This is a genomic window from Achromobacter xylosoxidans (assembly GCF_002192695.1).
Classification (GTDB): domain Bacteria; phylum Pseudomonadota; class Gammaproteobacteria; order Burkholderiales; family Burkholderiaceae_B; genus Achromobacter; species Achromobacter xylosoxidans_C.
In genome coordinates this window covers 225,553-242,019 of record NZ_MTLG01000053.1, presented here as the reverse complement: position 1 = coordinate 242,019, position 16,467 = coordinate 225,553, and the positions used below count along the sequence as shown (strand labels likewise).

Here is a 16,467-nt window from a genome sequence, read left to right as displayed (position 1 = left end):
CCATGGCGCGCAGCGCCTGCCGGGGAGCAGCACAAGAACGACAGCGCCCTGCCCCGAACGACCGGAGATCTGCCCAGCCATGCCCCATACCATCACGCTTGCCGCCAATGAAACGGCAACCATCACCGCCGAGCAAGCCAACGCCAGCGGCGCCTACAGCGAAATCACCCTGGGCCAGTATTCGCACCTGCTTGTCGACGGCGCCGAAGTGAGCTTCAAGCACATCACGCTGGAGCGGCTGGGCAGCCGCGTCATCGAATTGAGCAATGGCGCGCAGTTGCACGTCGGCGCGCTGGGATTCGCCAGCATGGGAGCCAGCATCACTTACCGCATCGGCGCGGGTTGCGCGCTGACCTTCGACGCCAGCCAATGGGATCCGGAAGTGGTCGCCAACACCACTTTCGATTTCGCCAGCCAGGGCAGCGGCACGCTGAAGTACTTCCCGTTCATCAACCCGGAATGGCTGGACTGCCCGAACGTCACGGGCTACACGGAAGGCGACATGCTTGAGATCGCCGGCCAGGGCAGCGCCCAGCGCTTCCAGGTGCGCGACGGACGCATCGTGGCCAACGCCCGCGCCGCTTAGGCAGCCGGGCCGGCATTGCGCCGGCCCCTTGGGTTTATTCCTGCGACAGCGACGACAGCGCGGCGCGCGCGCGCGCCAGCAAGGCGCCGGATTCGTCCTGCGCGCCCGTCGGCGCGGTCGCCACGGCCACGCCGTCGATCATCGCGGCATAGCCCTGCCCGTCGGCCTGCAGCGCCACATCCGCCGGTTCGGCCTGCAGACGGCGCATGGCGGCGCCAGCTTCCTTCGGATCGGCGAAGCGCTGCGACAGCAGCAGTTCCTCGCCGTCGGCGGCCAGCAGGCGAAAACGGAAGCCGCCGTCTTCATCGCGGAAGCTGACGAAGCGCGCGCCCTTGCCCTTTTCCTTCTTGGGCTGCGCGGCCTTGGCGCCGGAACCGGCTTCCAGGTTGCGCAGGCCCACGGCCTGGCGCAGTTCCTGCATGAACGGCGTAGCCAGCTTGCGCGCCTTGGCGGCGCCGGCCTGCAGGATGTCTTCGATGCGGCCGGGGTTGGCCATCAGGTCGAAGTACTTCTCGCGCATGGGCGCCAGCAGGTTTTCCAGATGGTCGTACAGCGCCTGCTTGGCTTCGCCCCAGCCCATGCCCTCTTCGAGCTGCTTGCGCAGCGCGGCGGCTTGCTCGTGCGTGGCGAAGGCGCGGTAGATGGTGTACAGGTGCGAGTTTTCGGCGTCCTTGGGCTCGCCCGGCGCGCGCGAATCGGTCACGATGCGCATCACCGCCGCGCGCAGCGCGCTGGCGCCGCCCTCGAACAGCGGAATGGTGTTGTTGTAGCTCTTGGACATCTTGCGGCCGTCCAGGCCCGGCAAGGTCGCCACGTCTTCTTCGATCACGACTTCCGGCAGCGTGAAGTAGTCGCGGCCATAAAGGTGGTTGAAGCGCTGGGCGATGTCGCGCGCCATTTCCAGATGCTGGATCTGGTCGCGGCCCACCGGCACCTTGTTGGCGTTGAACATGACGATGTCCGCGGCCATCAGCACCGGGTACGAAAACAGGCCCATGGTCACGCCATCGTCCGGCTCCAGGCCCTTTTCCGTGTTCTGGTCCACCGACGCCTTGTAGGCATGCGCCCGGTTCATCAGGCCCTTGGCCGTGACGCAATTCAACAGCCAGGTCAGCTCGGGGATCTCGGGGATGTCCGATTGGCGGTAGAAGGTCACGCGCTCGTGGTCCAGGCCCACCGCCAGCCAGGTCGCGGCGATTTCAAGGCGCGAGCGGGCCACGCGGGCGGGGTCGTCGCACTTGATAAGGGCGTGGTAGTCCGCCATGAAGAAGAATGCGTCCACGCCGGGCTGCGCGCTGGCCTGGACGGCGGGACGGATCGCGCCCGCGTAATTGCCGAGGTGGGGAGTTCCAGAGGTGGTGATGCCGGTAAGGACGCGGGTATTCATGAGGCGAAGAGGCGTTTGCTAGGGGAAACGCCCAGTGTAACGTGCCGGACGGGCGGCTACAGAACGGCCAGTACCGGCGCCGCCAGCGCGCACAGGCCGCCGGCGGTCAGCGCGGCGCGCGGCCGGAACGTCAGGAACCAGATCAGCAGCAGTCCGGCAATGCTGAGAATGCCGATCCATTCGACCGTGCCGTAGCTCCAGCCCCAGACCGCCGCCGAAGCGCACAGGGACAGGGCCAGCGCCACCCAGCCGAACAGGCGCAAGGGCAGGCGATGGCGGCGGGGCAAGGCGCGGTCGAACAGGTCCTCGTAGTGACGGTCCATGCCCAGGCACAGGGCGGAAAAGCCCGCATAGGCCAGGCAGAAGGCGGCTAGCGTCATGGCGTATCCCCTCTAGGTTCGTAGGCGGGCTGGACAGGAGAAGTCTGCGGCTGCACGGCGGGCTTGGCGGCTACGTTCGCCTTGGCGGCCCCTTTGGCCGTCCCCTTGATTGGCGCCCTGGCAGCCGCCTTGCCGGCGCGGGCGGCCTTGCGGGCCATCCAGGCCAGCAGCAGCGCCCCTGCCAGGCAGGTCAGATCGAAACCGGCCATGACCCAGTCGCCCGCCGGCAGCGACACGCCCAGATGGCGCGCAGTCGTCAGGACGTTGACCACGGGCACCAGCGCCAGGGCAACGGCTGCGGCGGCCAGCAGATCGCGCCACTTGCGGTGCTGGAACAGGAAGGCGTAGACCAGCGACAGTCCCCAGGCGGCGAAGAAGGCGCGCGATTCCCAGAACTGCCTGCCCGGCAGATCCGCGGGCAAGAGGCGGTTGGCCCAGAAAAAGGCCGCGACCGAGATGAACAGACCCGCGATCGTGCCGGCATTGAGCGCATCCACCAGCCGCAGCGAGAACGCTTCACGCGCGCCCGGACGCGCCTTCTGGCGCCGCTTGGCGATCCACAGGACCATGCCCGTGCCGACCATGGCCGTGCCCGCCATGCTGACCAGGAAATAAAGCCAGCGCAGGAACGGTTCGGCAAACAGGCCGAGGTGCAGGCCGACGATGACGCCGGCGGTGCGCGCCGTGGCGCCGACTTCGTCCTCGCTTTCCTGCAGCGCGCCCGTGACGCCGTCAAAGCGCATATAGGGCGCCAGCTTGCCGAACGACACGCCATCGGCGGCGTCGCGCACCAGGGTCACGGTCGCGCCGGCATCGCCTGGGTGATTGACGGTGACGCGCCCCACCCTGCCTTGCCAATGCTGCTGCGCCTGCTCCACCAGCGGCGCAAGCGCGAGCAGCGGCGCGGGCTCGTTGCGCGGGGGGGTGATCTTGAACGACTTGAAGACGTCGTCGGAATACTGGCGCGGGCTCTCGTAAACGGCCAATATGCCGGCCGGCATCAGCATGGCCATGAACAGCACCAGCCCGCTGAACGTGATCATCAGATGGAACGGCAGCCCCAGCACCGACAAGGCGTTGTGGCCGTCCATCCAGGCGCGCTGCCCGCCCTTTCTGGGCCGGAAGGTGAAGAAATCGGTGAAGATCTTCTTGTGGGTGATGATGCCGCTGATGATGGCCACCAGCATGAACATGCCGGCGATGCTGGCGAGCCAGCGTCCCCAGGGAAACGCGGTTTCCAGTTCGAAATGGAAGCGGTAGAAGAAGTCGCCGCCGCGCGTCTCTCGCGCGGTCACGGCCTGGCCGGTGGCCGGGTCCAGCTTCACGCGCACGAAGCCGCGTTCGCCGGGCTTGGGCTTGGGCACCTGGTAAAGCAATTGGATCGACGGCTCGCGGTCGGACGGCGGCGTGATGAACCAGCGCGTGGCGTCCGGCGCATGTTCGCTCAGGTAGCGCTGCGCAGCCGTCACGGACTGCGCGGCAGGCGCGGGCCGCACCTGGATCTCGGGCTGCATCCAGGCCGTGATCTCGGGCCGGAAGAACGCCAGCGTGCCGGTCAGGAACATCGCGAACAGCACCCAGCCGAAGATCAGCCCCGACCAGGTGTGCAGCCACGACATGGATTGGCGCAGGCCTTCCTCGCCTGGCGCCTTGTCCACTTTCGCCTTCATGCCGCCCCCATGGTCCGGCCGGCCAGGAACAGCGCACCCATCAAGGCGGCGGGCAACAGCACGCCGGCCCAGGCGCGCCAGGCATTGCGCGTGGCGAACACCCAGATCACGCCGCAGGCGTAGAACACGAAGGACAGCATCTGCGCCGTGACCACGGCGTCCGGCCGCCGCATGGGCAGCCAGATCGCCAGGCAGGCGGCTGCCGCCGACGCCAGGACGTAGCCGCCCAGGATGGCGGCCGCCGCCCTGGAAAAGACGGCCAGACGGTAGCGCATCATGCCTGCGCCGGCAGCGGGAGCTTTCACTGGGACACGTTGAAGGTAGTGGTGGAAACGTAGCGGATCTTGGCGTATGCCTTGCCGTCGGCCTCGCCCGCCTTGTCCTCGACGTGGGCGGCTTCGAGCACGTACTGGCCGGGCCACGGCGTGGTGATTTCGATGCGGCCGTTTTCATCGCTGTGGAAGCGCTTCTCCCATTTGGGCGGGCCGAACACGGTGACTTCGGTCTTGGCCAGCGGCTTGCCCTTGAACTGCAGCACGAAGGCGTTGGTCCCGGCCGCGACCGGCACGAGTTCCAGGTCCAGCTTGCCCTCGGTGTCCGCACGGCCCGCCTTGGCGCCGTACTGCACCAGGGTGTCCTTGAACTGGTAGGCCTGGCGCAGGCGCACGTCGCCCTTGCCTGCCGCCGCGAATTCCAGGAAGTCCGCGCCCTCGCCCGAGGCCTTCAGCGCCTTGCCGTCGGTGCCCGTCACGACAGGCGCCACCATGATCTTGCCGAGCAGGCCGTCGCGCTTTTCGCGCACGTCGTCCGCCCATTCCCCGAAGTACGCCTTGGCCGGTCCCTCGGCGCTGCGTTCCAGCCAAACGAAATGCGCCTGCGCGGCGCCCGCCGCGCCCATGAGGGCGATGGCGGCCAAGGTTCTTGCGAATGTCATTGTTGATTTCCTTTAGAGGACCGGATCGGGCCAGCCCCGCGGCCAGGACCCGATTCGGAGGGTTTTAAATTATAACCATTCTCACTTCGAAATAGCGGCAAGTCTTACCAGCGATAGCGCAGGCTGGCCTTGATGGAGCGCTGATAGCCATACCAGCACCAGGACTCGCCCGAGCACGACGCGATGTATTCCTTGTCAAACAGGTTCTGCACGTTCAGCGCCACCTGCATGCCCTTGAGCGACGGCGAGGCGCGGCCCAGGTCGTAATCCAGCATCAGGTCGAACAGCGTGACCGACGGCACCTTCAGCGTGTTGGTCTCGTTGCCGTACGAGGAACCGATGTAGCGCACGCCGCCCCCCACGCCCATGCCCGCCAGCGAACCGTCCTGCAATTGGTAGCGGGCCCAGGCCGACGCCTGTTGCGAAGGCACGCCCACGGGCGTCTTGCCCTTCAGGTTCATGCCCGCGGCGTTGGGATAGCCCTTGGAATACTCGTTGTCCATCAAGGAGTACGCCGCCACCAGCGTCAGCCCGCGCAGGGGCTCGGTCTTGGCTTCGAATTCGATGCCCTGCGTGCGCAGCTCGCCCGCCTGGATGGAGCAGCGTCCGCCGGCCGTCCCGCAGATGTGGGTCGGATCCGGATCGGTGGTCGTCATGTTCTCGCGGCGGATGTCGAACGCCGCGACCGACAGCAGCGTCGCGCTGCCCGGCGGCTGGTACTTGATGCCGACCTCGTACTGGTTGCCTTCGATCGGCTTGAACGGCTTGTTCTGCCAACCCGTTCCCGACTGCGGCTCGAACGACTCCGAATAGCTGAAGTACGGCGCCACGCCGTTGTCGAAGTTGTAGATCACGCCCAGACGGCCCGTGAACTTCTCCGCGTTCAGCGAGGACGGCGCGACCCGTCCAGTGGCGATCGTGGTGGTTTCGCCCACGGTGCGCGACCAGTCGTAACGGCCGCCCAGCAACACCGAAAGGCGGTCGAGCTTGATCTGGTCCTGGAAGTACAGACCGGTCTGGTACTGCTTATTGGTCGCGTCCGTCGAGAACGCCGGCACCGGAATGTTCTGGCGGTTATTCGGGTTCAACACGTCCAGCGCAGGCGCGGTGCCGAAGCCGGACAGCGTGTCGGTCTTGACGTGCTGGTAGTCAAAGCCCACCAGCGTGGTGTGGGCGAAGGGACCGGTGTTGAAGCGCGCCTGCACGTTGTTGTCCAGCACCAGCGCGCCCACGTCCACGTCGGTCGCGATCGATGCGCGCTGCTGGTAGCGGTAGGTCTTGTCGGTGTAGCCGTAGTTGTTGGTCATGGCGCCGTAGATGCTGCGGTACTGCGCTTCCGCGCGCGTCCAGCGCAGGCTTTGCGATGCCTTGATGTTGTCGTTGAAGCGGTGCTCCAGCACATAGCCCAGCGAATAGCTCTTGCGGTCGCTCTTTTCGAAATTGGCGTCGCCGTCGTAGTAATCGGCCGGCAGGCGGATGCCGTCGGGCGCGGAAAGCAGCGTGCGCATGGCCGGCACGCTGCCGTAGGAACCCATGTCGGGATCGCGCTGGAAGTTCGTCAGCACCGTCAACGTCGTGTCGCTGCTGGGCTTCCAGGTAAAGGCCGGCGACACAAAGTAGCGGCGTTCCTTGGTGTCCTTGACCTGGCCGTCGGACATATAGCCCGAGCCGACCAGGCGGTACAGGAATTTGCCCTCGTCATCCACCGGACCGCCGAAATCGAAGTTGGCGCGGCGATAGTCATAGTTGCCGACCTGCACCTCGACCTCGCGCAGCGTCTCTTCCAGCGGGCGCTTGCTGACCTGGTTGACCACGCCGCCCGGACCGCCCTGCCCGTACATGACTGAGGCCGGGCCCTTCAGCACGTCCACGCGCTCCAGGCGATAGGCGTCCACCTGCGGCAAGGCGTCGCGGCCGCCGAACACCCGCAGGCCGTCCAGGTAGGTCGACGCCGAAAAGCCGCGCACGCTGAACTGGTCCAGGCGCGTGGCGGTGGCGCCGCGCGATTCCGTGGCCACGCCCGCGGTGTAGCGCAGCACCTGATTCAGCGTCTGCGCGCCCTGCTCCGTGATCTGCTCGCGCGTGACCACCGACACCGACTGCGGCGTTTCGATCAGCGGCGTGTCGGTCTTGGTGGCGCTGGCGCTCACCGTGGCCACATAACCCACCGTCGTGATTGCGCTTTCGGACATGCCCGACACGGTCACCGGCGCCAGCGTGGGCGTGTCGCCCGCGGGCGCGGCAACCTGCACCAGGGTCCAGGTATTGCCCGATTGCGCGCGCGCCTGCAGGCCGCTGCCCGCCAGGATGCGGGCGAACCCCGCGCCCAGCGAATAGGCGCCGTCCAGCCCTTCGGAGCGGCGTCCGCGCACCAGCGCGGGATCGAACGACAGGACCACGCCAGCGCTGCGCGCGAACTGCGTCAGGGCATCGGCCAAGGAGCCGGCAGCGATCTGGTAGCTGCGCGGCGCGTTCGCGGAGGCCGGCGCCGACTGGGCCCAGGCCTGCGGCATGCCAGCGGCAAGCCCGCCCGCGCATAGGGCGGCCAGCACGGCGATGCGGCCGGCGGACAAAGGGGCGCGCAAGCGCGGGTGAGATGAAGCGGACACAAAACTCTCCCTGTACGGTGGTATCTATCCCTGCCTTCCGTACGGGATCGGAAAACCTGCAAGCCTCAGGCAAAAAAAATTTGTAACGCTCAAGCCTCGCGCGGCCCGACGTGCAGCCAGTACCGCGTATGCCGCAACACTTGTATGGGCAAGGCTGGCTCCAGGGCCTTGAGCGCGCGCTCGGCGTCGTCCAGCGGGAAGACGCCCGACAGCCGCAGGCCGGCCACCGCCGGATCCACCCGGATCATGCCCAGGCGCTGGCGCGCCAGGTATTGCGCGAAGTAGTCCAGGCGCCAGTCCTTGGCCACCACCAGCCCATCGGTCCAGGCCAGCCTGTCAGGGTCGGAGGCGTGGCGGCCAACCTCTCCGCGCTCGGAGAATTGCAGGCGTTCACCGGCTTCGGCATGCGTGGCCACGCCGGCGCGCAGCAACACCACGCTGCCTTCGTACACGCCCACGCGCGCGCCTTCGGCGGTACGGCGCAGGTCGAAGCGCGCCCGTTCGGCGCGCAGCTCGCCATGCCCCGTGTCCACGCGCAGCGCCGCCGTGTCGGGCCGCATTTCGGTCCGTACCAGCACTTCGCCGCGCAGCAGATCCAAGCCGCGCGCATCGCCCTGCAAGTGCAGGCGCACCGCGCTGTCGCTGTTCAAGGTGATGTGCAGCCCATCGGCCACCGCCACCGCCAGCCGCTCGCCGACGCCGGTGCTGAGGTCCGCGGCCAGCCGTTGCCACGGCGTGTGGCGGTATGCGGCCCAGCCGGTAAAGGCCGTGCCGCCGATGGCCAGCAACCCGCGCAATACCGTGCGGCGGCCAGCCGACCGTGGTGCTGACAACGCGGAATGCGCCAGCGCCGCCGGCACGCGGCGCGCGTCCTGGCTGATGCGCTGCAAGCGGTCCCAGGCCTGACGGTGCGCGGGATCCTGCGCCAGCCATGCCTCACAGGACTGGCGTTCCGCCACGCCGGCCAGGCCGGATTGCAGCCGCACCCACCAGCCGATCGCCTGCTCCGCCACCGGATCCGCGGCGCTAGTCATCAAACGCCGCATAGCATGCAGTCATGGCGCGCACCATGTACTGCTGCACCGAACTCAAGGAAACCCCGAGCCGCTGGGCGATCTCGGGATAGGTCAGCCCGTCGAGCTGCGACAGCAGGAACGCGGAACGAGCCTTGGGCGGCAATCCGTCCAGCAGGCGGTCCAGCCGCGCCAGCGATTGCAGTTGCCCGGCCTGTTCTTCGGGGGACGGCGCATAGGCTTCGGGGATGGCGGCCAGATAGGCGAGATACGCGCGCTCCAGCGCCGCATGCCGCTGGTGATCCACCACCAGCCCGCGGGCGATGGTGGTCAGCAGCGCGCGGGCTTCGCCGGCGCGTACCGCCTTGCGGCCCTGGATCACCCGCAGGAACACGTCCTGCGCCAGGTCTTCGGCGCGATGCTCGCAGCCCAGCCTGCGGCGCAGCCAACCGAATAGCCAGGGGCGGTGATCGCGGTACAGGCCATCGACGGGCGCGGCGGAAGCGTCGGTGCGCGCGGCCGATGCGGACAAGAGGGTGGAAGACACGTTGGAAACTGCGGTACTGGACCAGAAGTCTCCAAATCTTAATTGATAATGACTTGTATTACCAATTTCAACCGTGATCTGCCCGGAAAATCCGGACAGATGCGGCGCGACTACAACGACACGGTGTGCCGGCGTTCCGACTCCAGGTACTCGCGCGACTGCATTTCCAGGATGCGCGAGACGGTGCGGTGGAACTCATTGGCCAGCGCACCCTCGGTATAGATTTCCTCGGGCTGGCACTCGGCGGACATGATGAGCTTGACGCGGTGGTCGTAGAACACGTCGATCAGCCAGGTGAAGCGGCGCGCCTCGGAGGCCTGGCGCGGTCCCATGCGGGGCACGCCCGACAGGATCACCGCGTGGAAGCGGTTGGCCAATTCCAGATAATCGTTCTGCGAACGCGGTCCGCCGCAAAGCGTGGCGAAGTCGAACCACACCACCGACCCGCCCAGCGCCAGCGCGCGGATCTCGCGGTGCTCGATATGCAGCACCGGGTCCTGGGGCGGCGTATCGGCCAGGCTGTCGAACGCCTTTTGCAGCGCCTGCTGGGCATGCTCGTCCAGCGGCGTGTGATAACACTGCACCTGTTCCAGCGAGCGGCGGCGGTAGTCCACGCCGGCATCCACGTTCATGATGTCCATGCGCGCCTGGATCAACTGGATGGCGGGCAGGATGCGGTCGCGATGCAGGCCGTCCGGATACAGGGTCGAGGGTTCGTAGTTGGACGTCATCACGAAGGACGTGCCGTACTCGAACAGCTTGAACAGCAGGCGGTGCAGGATCATCGCGTCGGCCACGTCGGATACGTGGAACTCGTCGAAGCAGATCAGGCGGTAGCGCTTGGCCACGCGCCTGGCGACTTCGTCCAGCGGATCCTGCATGCCCTTCACTTCTTCGAGTTCGCGGTGCACGCCGCGCATGAACTCGTGGAAATGCAGGCGCGTCTTGCGCACCACGGGCACGGTGGCGTAGAAGGCGTCCATCAGGAAGCTCTTGCCCCGCCCCACTCCGCCCCACAGGTACACGCCACGCGGCACGTCAGGGCGGTTCAGCAGCTTCTTCAGCGCGTTCGAGCGCATCGACTTGAACTTGACCCATTCGTCGAAATAGCGCTGCAGCCGGTCGATCGCCTTTTTCTGGGCTTCGTCGGGCTTGTAGCCGCGCTCGGCCAGGGCATGTTCGTAGTATTCGCGGACGTTCATGTGGGAGCAGGTAAAGCAGAATGAAAAAAGGGCGGATCCGTGAACCCGCCCCCGTCTTGCATCGGCTATGCGCGTATCAGAAGTTCAATGCGCGCTTGTCCACGGCCAATGCGGCTTCCTTCACGGCTTCCGACAGCGTCGGGTGCGCGTGGCAGATGCGGGCGATGTCTTCGGCGGCGCCGCGGAATTCCATGATGGTCACGGCTTCCGAGATCAGTTCCGAGGCCATCGGGCCCACGATGTGCACGCCCAGGACCTCGTCGGTCTTGGCATCGGCGATCACCTTGGCAAAGCCCGTGGTGTCGCCCAGCGCGCGGGCGCGGCCGTTGGCCAGGAAGGGGAAGCTGCCGGCCTTGTACTCGCGGCCTTCGGCCTTGAGCTGCTGCTCGGTCTTGCCGACCCAGGCGATTTCCGGCGAGGTGTAGATCACCCACGGCACGGTGTCGAAGTTGACGTGGCCGTGCTGGCCGGCGATGCGCTCGGCAACCGCCACGCCTTCTTCCTCGGCCTTGTGCGCCAGCATCGGGCCGCGCACCACGTCGCCCACCGCCCAGACGTTCGGCAGGTTGGTCTTGCAGTCGCCGTCCACGGCGACGAAGCCGCGCTCGTCGAGCTTCAGGCCCACGGCGTCGGCGTTCAGGCCGCCGGTGTAGGGCACGCGGCCGATCGAGACGATCAGCTTGTCGACCACCAGCTTCTGCTCGGCGCCCTTGGCGTCGACATAAGGCACGGTGACGGACTTGGCGGTCGCCTTGATCTCGCCGATCTTGATGCCCATCTGGATGTTCAGGCCTTGCTTGGTGAAGGCTTTCAGGGCTTCCTTGGCCACTTGGCCGTCAGCGGCGGCCAGGAATTCCGGCATCGCTTCCAGGATGGTGACTTCGGAACCCAGGCGGCGCCACACGCTGCCCATTTCCAGGCCGATCACGCCGGCGCCGATCACGCCCAGCGTCTTCGGCACGGCGCCGATGTTCAGCGCGCCGTCGTTGGACAGCACGACCTTTTCGTCGAACGGCAGGCCGGGCAGCTCGCGTGCCGACGAACCGGTGGCGACCACCACGTGCTTGGCAACCAGGTCTTCCTCGGCGGTGCCGGTGACCTTGATGGCCCAGCCGCCGTCAACCTGGCCGGCGAACGCGCCCTTGCCATGGAAGAAGGTGACCTTGTTCTTCTTGAACAGGTACAGGATGCCGTCGTTGTTCTGCTTCACCACCGTATTCTTGCGGCCGATCAGCGTGTCGAGCTTCAGGCTGACGCCCTTGACTTCGATGCCGTGGTCGGCGAAGTGGTGATTGACCTGCTCAAAGTGTTCGGACGATTGCAGCAGCGCCTTGGACGGGATGCAGCCGACGTTGGTGCAGGTGCCGCCGGGAGCCGGGCCGCCTTGGCCGTTCTGCCAGGCGTCGATGCAAGCCACCGACATGCCGAGCTGCGCGGCGCGGATGGCGGCAATGTAGCCGCCGGGGCCCGCGCCGATGACGACGACGTCAAATTGTTTGGACATAGTGTTCTCGCGATGAGGTATTGAGTGGAGCACGCCCCGCCCTGCGGGCCGGCACGAAGCCGGCCGGGGCGCCGCAAGACCCAGGGGTCGCTTGGGCGCCGGGCCGGGGCGTCGAGATTACAGGTCCAGCAACAGGCGCTGCGGATCTTCCAGGGCGTCCTTCATGGCGACCAGGCCCAGCACGGCTTCGCGGCCGTCGATGATGCGGTGGTCGTAGGACAGCGCCAGGTAGTTCATCGGGCGAATGACGATCTGGCCGTTTTCAACCACGGCGCGATCCTTGGTGGCGTGCACGCCCAGGATGGCCGATTGCGGCGGGTTGATGATCGGGGTCGACAGCATCGAGCCGAACACGCCGCCGTTGGAGATCGAGAACGTGCCGCCGGTCATTTCTTCAATGCCCAGCTTGCCGTCAGCGGCGCGGCGGCCGAAGTCGGCGATGGTCTTTTCGATGTCGGCGATCGACAGCTGGTCAGCGTTGCGCAGGATCGGCACAACCAGGCCGCGCGGGCTGCCGACAGCGATACCGATGTCGAAGTAGCCGTGGTAGATGATGTCCTTGCCGTCGATCGAGGCGTTGATCAGCGGGTACTTCTTCAGCGCGGCAACGGCAGCCTTGACGAAGAACGACATGAAGCCCAGCTTGATGCCGTGCTCTTTCTCGAACTTGTCCTTGTACTTGCTGCGCAGGTCGATGACGGCCTGCATGTTGACTTCGTTGAACGTGGTCAGGATCGCGTTTTCCTGCTGCGATTGCAGCAGGCGCTCGGCGATGCGGGCGCGCAGGCGGCTCATCGGCACGCGCTGTTCCGGACGGCCGTCCAGCGACAGCGTCGGGGGCGCGACCGGCGCGGCGGCCTTGGCCGGAGCGGCCTTGGCGGGTGCGCTGGCGGCCAGGGCGTCGCCCTTGGTCACGCGGCCGTCACGGCCGGTGCCGGCCACGGAAGCGGCGTCGACGCCCTTTTCGGCCAGGATCTTGGAGGCGGCGGGCGAAGCCACGCCGGCGGCAGCCGACGAAGCGGGAGCGGCGGGAGCGGCAGCGGCTTGTTCAGCGGCCTTGGGCGCTTCGGCGGCGGGCGCGGCGGCGGCGACGGCGGCCTTGCCAGCGGTGTCGATGCGGGCCAGCACTTCGCCGGAGGTGACGGTGCTGCCGTCGCCCTTGACGATTTCGGCCAGCACGCCCGAGGCGGGAGCCGGCACTTCCAGCACGACCTTGTCGGTTTCGACTTCGATCAGGATTTCGTCCGCTTCAACGGCAGCGCCCGGCTGCTTCTTCCAGGTCAGCAGCGTCGCTTCGGAGACGGATTCGGAGAGTTGGGGGACGACGACGTCGGTAATAGCCATTTTGTTTGTTCCGTAAAGTTTGTGTTCTGGTCGCGCTGCGCGGCAAGCCTCGAATCGGAATTCCAGAAACCTGCGCGCGCGGCGCGTGCATCAAGCGAGTGTTACTTCGTCAACATGACCTTGAACTTGGGCGCGAAGGCCGTTTCGATCAGGGCCTTCTGCTGCTCCTGGTGCTTGGCCAGGTAGCCCACGGCCGGCGATGCCGACGCGGCGCGGCCGGCGTAGCCCAGCTTCTGGCCTTCGACCATGTTTTCGTACACATGATGCTGAACGTAGAACCAGGCGCCCTGGTTCTGCGGTTCGTCCTGAACCCAGATCACTTCGGTTGCCTTCGGGTACTTGCGCAGTTCCGTTTCGAACGACTTGTGCGCGAACGGATACAGCTGTTCGACGCGGATGATCGCCACGTTGTCGGCGCCACGCTCGCGGCGGGCGTTGACCAGATCGTAGTAGACCTTGCCCGAGCAAGCCAGCACGCGCTTGACCTTGCTGGCGTCGATGGCCTCGTCGACCTCGCCGATGACCGGACGGAAGCTGCCGCCCGCCAGATCGGTCAGGGGGGAGCCGGCGTCCTTGTTGCGCAGCAGCGACTTGGGCGTGAACAGCACCAGCGGCTTGCGGAACGGGCGGATCATCTGGCGGCGCAACACGTGGAAGATCTGCGACGCGGAGGTCGGCTGGATCACCTGCATGTTGTTGTCGGCGCACAGCTGCAGGAAGCGCTCGATGCGGCCCGAGGAGTGCTCGGGACCCTGGCCTTCGTAACCGTGCGGCAGCATCAGGGTCAGGCCCGACTGGCGGCCCCACTTGGCTTCGCCGGAGCTGATGAACTGGTCGATCACGACCTGGGCGCCGTTGACGAAGTCGCCGAACTGGCCTTCCCAGATGGTCAGCGTGTTCGGTTCGGCGCTGGAGTAGCCGTATTCAAACGCCAGCACCGCCTCTTCGGACAGCACGGAATCGATCACGGTGAACGGAGCCTGGCCTTCCGAGACATTCTGCAGCGGAATGTAGGTGCCGTCGTTCCAGCGTTCGCGGTTCTGGTCGTGCAGCACGGCGTGGCGGTGCGTGAACGTGCCGCGGCCCGAGTCCTGGCCGGTGATGCGGATGGCGTAGCCCGAGGACACCAGGGTGGCGAAGGCGAGGTGTTCGCCCATGCCCCAGTCCAGGTTCATTTCGCCCTTGGCCATGGTGCGGCGGTCGTTCAGCAGCTTGGCGACCAGCGGGTGCACCGTGAAGCCTTCCGGCACGGCGGTGATGCGTTCGCCGATGCGCTTGAGTTCGGCCAGCGGCACGGCGGTGTCGGCCTGGTCGGTCCACTTGGCGCCCAGGAACGGCGACCAGTCGATGGCGTACTTGCTCTTGTAGTCGGTCAGCACCGGCTCGATGGTGCGCTGGCCGTCTTCCATCAGCTGGCGGTAGTCCTTGACGAGCTGATCGGCTTCGCCTTCGGCCAGCACGCCTTGCGTGGTCAGCTTGTCGGCATACAGTTTGCGCGTGCCGGGGTGGTGGCCGATGCGCTTGTACATCAGGGGCTGCGTCAGCGACGGGGTGTCTTGCTCGTTGTGGCCCAGCTTGCGGAAGCAGACGATGTCCACGACGATGTCGTGGCGGAACTGCAGGCGGTAGTCCAGCGCCAGCTTGGTGACGAACACCACGGCTTCGGGATCGTCGCCGTTGACGTGGAACACCGGCGCTTCGATCATCTTGACCACGTCGGTGCAATACAGCGTCGAGCGCGAGTCGCGCGGGTCGGACGTGGTAAAGCCGATCTGGTTGTTGATGACGATGTGCAGCGTGCCGCCCGTGCCGTAGCCGCGGGTTTGCGCCAAGTTCAGCGTTTCCATGACCACGCCCTGGCCGGCGAAGGCCGCGTCGCCGTGCACCAGCACCGGCAGCACTTGCTTGCCTTCGGCGTCGCCGCGGCGTTCCTGGCGAGCGCGCACGCTGCCTTCGACCACGGGGTTGACGATTTCCAGGTGGGACGGGTTGAACGCGAGCGACAGGTGGACCGGGCCGCCACGGGTGGACAGGTCGCTGGAGAAGCCGTTGTGGTACTTCACGTCGCCGTCGGTCAGGCCTTCGGCGTGCTTGCCTTCGAACTCGGCGAACAGGTCGCCGGGCATCTTGCCCATGATGTTCACGAGCAGGTTCAGGCGGCCGCGGTGGGCCATGCCGACCACGATTTCCTGGATGCCGTTTTCACCGGCGTGGTTCACCACTTCGTCCATCGAGGCGATGAAGCTTTCGCCGCCTTCCAGCGAGAAGCGCTTCTGGCCGACGTACTTGGTGTGCAGGAAGCGCTCGAGGCCTTCGGACTCGGTCAGCTGCTGCAGGATGTGGCGCTTTTCTTCGACCGAGTAGGTGGGCGCGCCCAGGGTGGTTTCCAGGCGTTCCTGGATCCAGCGCTTGGCGGCGGGGTCGGAGATGTGCGTGAATTCGGCACCGATGCTGCGGCAGTAGGTGTCGCGCAGCGCCTTCAGGATGTCGCGCAGCGTCATCGTGCTGGCGGTCGTGAAGTAGGTGTTGGTGGCCGAGTAGGTTTGGTCCAGATCGGCTTCGGTCAGGCCGTAGAAGGCCGGATCGAGTTCGGGGATCGGGGGACGTTCCTGGCGCTTGAGCGGATCCAGGTCGGCCCAGCGCGAACCCAGGGAGCGGTAGGCCGCGATCAGCGACTGCACCGAAACCTGCTTGCTGGCCACGGTCAGGTCGGGTTCGGCGGCGCGTTGCACGAAGGCATTGGCCTTGGCGCGCTGGGCGAACGATTCGACGATGGGAGCGTGGGCCTGGTCGCGGGTGGATTCCTGGCCGTCGGTGGCGGGAGCGTGTTGCAGCTGGTCGAAGTATTCGCGCCAGTTGTCAGGTACCGAACCGGGATTGTCGAGGTAGGCTTCGTAAAGCTCCTCAACATAAGGGGCGTTACCCCCAAAGAGATAAGACGTGGATAGAGATTCTATTTCCGAAGACATATCGCTTCACCTTTACGAGTGCTTCACTCGACACGATGCAGGAAAACCTTCCGCGACACGGGCTTCCCGTTAAGCGGATAGCAGGGGCAGAAGGCGCGTACAAGCCTTAAAAGCCGTATGGGATAAGAGTATAGCCCTTTGAGTTTAAGGACGTCTTCTTGCGTTTGCGTGACGCAAAAGCGCATTCGGAATGCCGTCATGCAGCATTGGAATGTCCAGCCAACCCCTTCCATTGCGCCGTCTACTCGCATTCAATTTCCGGCAACCCAAAATGCCGCGCCGCATCATTTTCACTGGCAGAAATGGCAGTGTTGCGCATTAG

At 66.2% G+C, this 16,467-nt stretch carries 13 protein-coding genes; 1 reads left to right on the top strand and 12 read right to left on the bottom strand.

Annotated features, from left to right (window positions below):
- Nucleotides 1-79 precede the first annotated feature (79 nt).
- Nucleotides 80-586, top strand: a complete 507-nt coding sequence (locus BRO63_RS07575; RefSeq protein ID WP_088139127.1) for a hypothetical protein — start codon at nucleotides 80-82, stop codon at nucleotides 584-586.
- Nucleotides 587-620: 34 nt separating this feature from the next.
- Here BRO63_RS07575 and BRO63_RS07570 read toward each other — a convergent pair whose 3' ends face one another.
- The 12 genes from BRO63_RS07570 to BRO63_RS07515 all read right to left on the bottom strand — a co-directional run bounded on the left by BRO63_RS07570 (nucleotide 621) and on the right by BRO63_RS07515 (nucleotide 16,145).
- Complete coding sequence (locus tag BRO63_RS07570; RefSeq protein ID WP_088139126.1) at nucleotides 621-1,973, bottom strand: tryptophan--tRNA ligase; 1,353 nt, start codon at nucleotides 1,971-1,973, stop codon at nucleotides 621-623.
- A 56-nt stretch (nucleotides 1,974-2,029) separates the two neighbouring features.
- The gene (locus BRO63_RS07565; protein ID WP_088139125.1) at nucleotides 2,030-2,353 is read right to left on the bottom strand and encodes a DUF3325 domain-containing protein; all 324 of its coding nucleotides are present in this window, start codon (nucleotides 2,351-2,353) and stop codon (nucleotides 2,030-2,032) included.
- Nucleotides 2,350-4,023: a PepSY-associated TM helix domain-containing protein gene (locus tag BRO63_RS07560; RefSeq protein ID WP_088139124.1), complete on the bottom strand. Its 1,674-nt coding sequence runs from the start codon at nucleotides 4,021-4,023 to the stop codon at nucleotides 2,350-2,352. Before BRO63_RS07560 ends, BRO63_RS07565 begins: the two co-directional genes overlap by 4 nt.
- Nucleotides 4,020-4,301: a DUF3649 domain-containing protein gene (locus BRO63_RS07555; RefSeq protein WP_179215052.1), complete on the bottom strand. Its 282-nt coding sequence runs from the start codon at nucleotides 4,299-4,301 to the stop codon at nucleotides 4,020-4,022. The genes BRO63_RS07560 and BRO63_RS07555 overlap by 4 nt, the downstream gene beginning before the upstream one ends.
- Nucleotides 4,302-4,324: 23 nt before the next feature.
- A complete protein-coding gene (locus tag BRO63_RS07550) occupies nucleotides 4,325-4,957 on the bottom strand; it encodes a DUF4198 domain-containing protein (RefSeq protein ID WP_088139122.1) in 633 nt (210 codons plus the stop codon).
- A gap of 104 nt (nucleotides 4,958-5,061) precedes the next feature.
- Nucleotides 5,062-7,566, bottom strand: a complete 2,505-nt coding sequence (locus BRO63_RS07545) for a TonB-dependent siderophore receptor (protein ID WP_088139121.1) — start codon at nucleotides 7,564-7,566, stop codon at nucleotides 5,062-5,064.
- A gap of 89 nt (nucleotides 7,567-7,655) precedes the next feature.
- Complete coding sequence (locus BRO63_RS07540) at nucleotides 7,656-8,600, bottom strand: FecR domain-containing protein (RefSeq protein WP_088139120.1); 945 nt, start codon at nucleotides 8,598-8,600, stop codon at nucleotides 7,656-7,658.
- Nucleotides 8,593-9,126 (bottom strand): sigma-70 family RNA polymerase sigma factor, encoded by a 534-nt coding sequence (locus tag BRO63_RS07535; RefSeq protein ID WP_088139119.1) that lies wholly within the window; start codon nucleotides 9,124-9,126, stop codon nucleotides 8,593-8,595. Before BRO63_RS07535 ends, BRO63_RS07540 begins: the two co-directional genes overlap by 8 nt.
- 110 nt (nucleotides 9,127-9,236) lie before the next feature.
- Nucleotides 9,237-10,328: a cell division protein ZapE gene (gene zapE / locus BRO63_RS07530; RefSeq protein ID WP_088139118.1), complete on the bottom strand. Its 1,092-nt coding sequence runs from the start codon at nucleotides 10,326-10,328 to the stop codon at nucleotides 9,237-9,239.
- A 76-nt stretch (nucleotides 10,329-10,404) separates the two neighbouring features.
- Nucleotides 10,405-11,832, bottom strand: coding sequence for a dihydrolipoyl dehydrogenase (gene lpdA / locus BRO63_RS07525; protein WP_088139117.1), 1,428 nt, complete (start codon nucleotides 11,830-11,832; stop codon nucleotides 10,405-10,407).
- Nucleotides 11,833-11,949: 117 nt separating this feature from the next.
- Entirely contained in the window at nucleotides 11,950-13,176 is a 1,227-nt protein-coding gene (gene odhB, locus BRO63_RS07520; protein ID WP_088139116.1) for a 2-oxoglutarate dehydrogenase complex dihydrolipoyllysine-residue succinyltransferase, read from the bottom strand.
- Nucleotides 13,177-13,277: 101 nt separating this feature from the next.
- On the bottom strand, nucleotides 13,278-16,145 hold the full coding sequence (locus tag BRO63_RS07515; RefSeq protein WP_088139115.1) for a 2-oxoglutarate dehydrogenase E1 component: 2,868 nt from the start codon (nucleotides 16,143-16,145) through the stop codon (nucleotides 13,278-13,280).
- Nucleotides 16,146-16,467 lie beyond the last annotated feature (322 nt).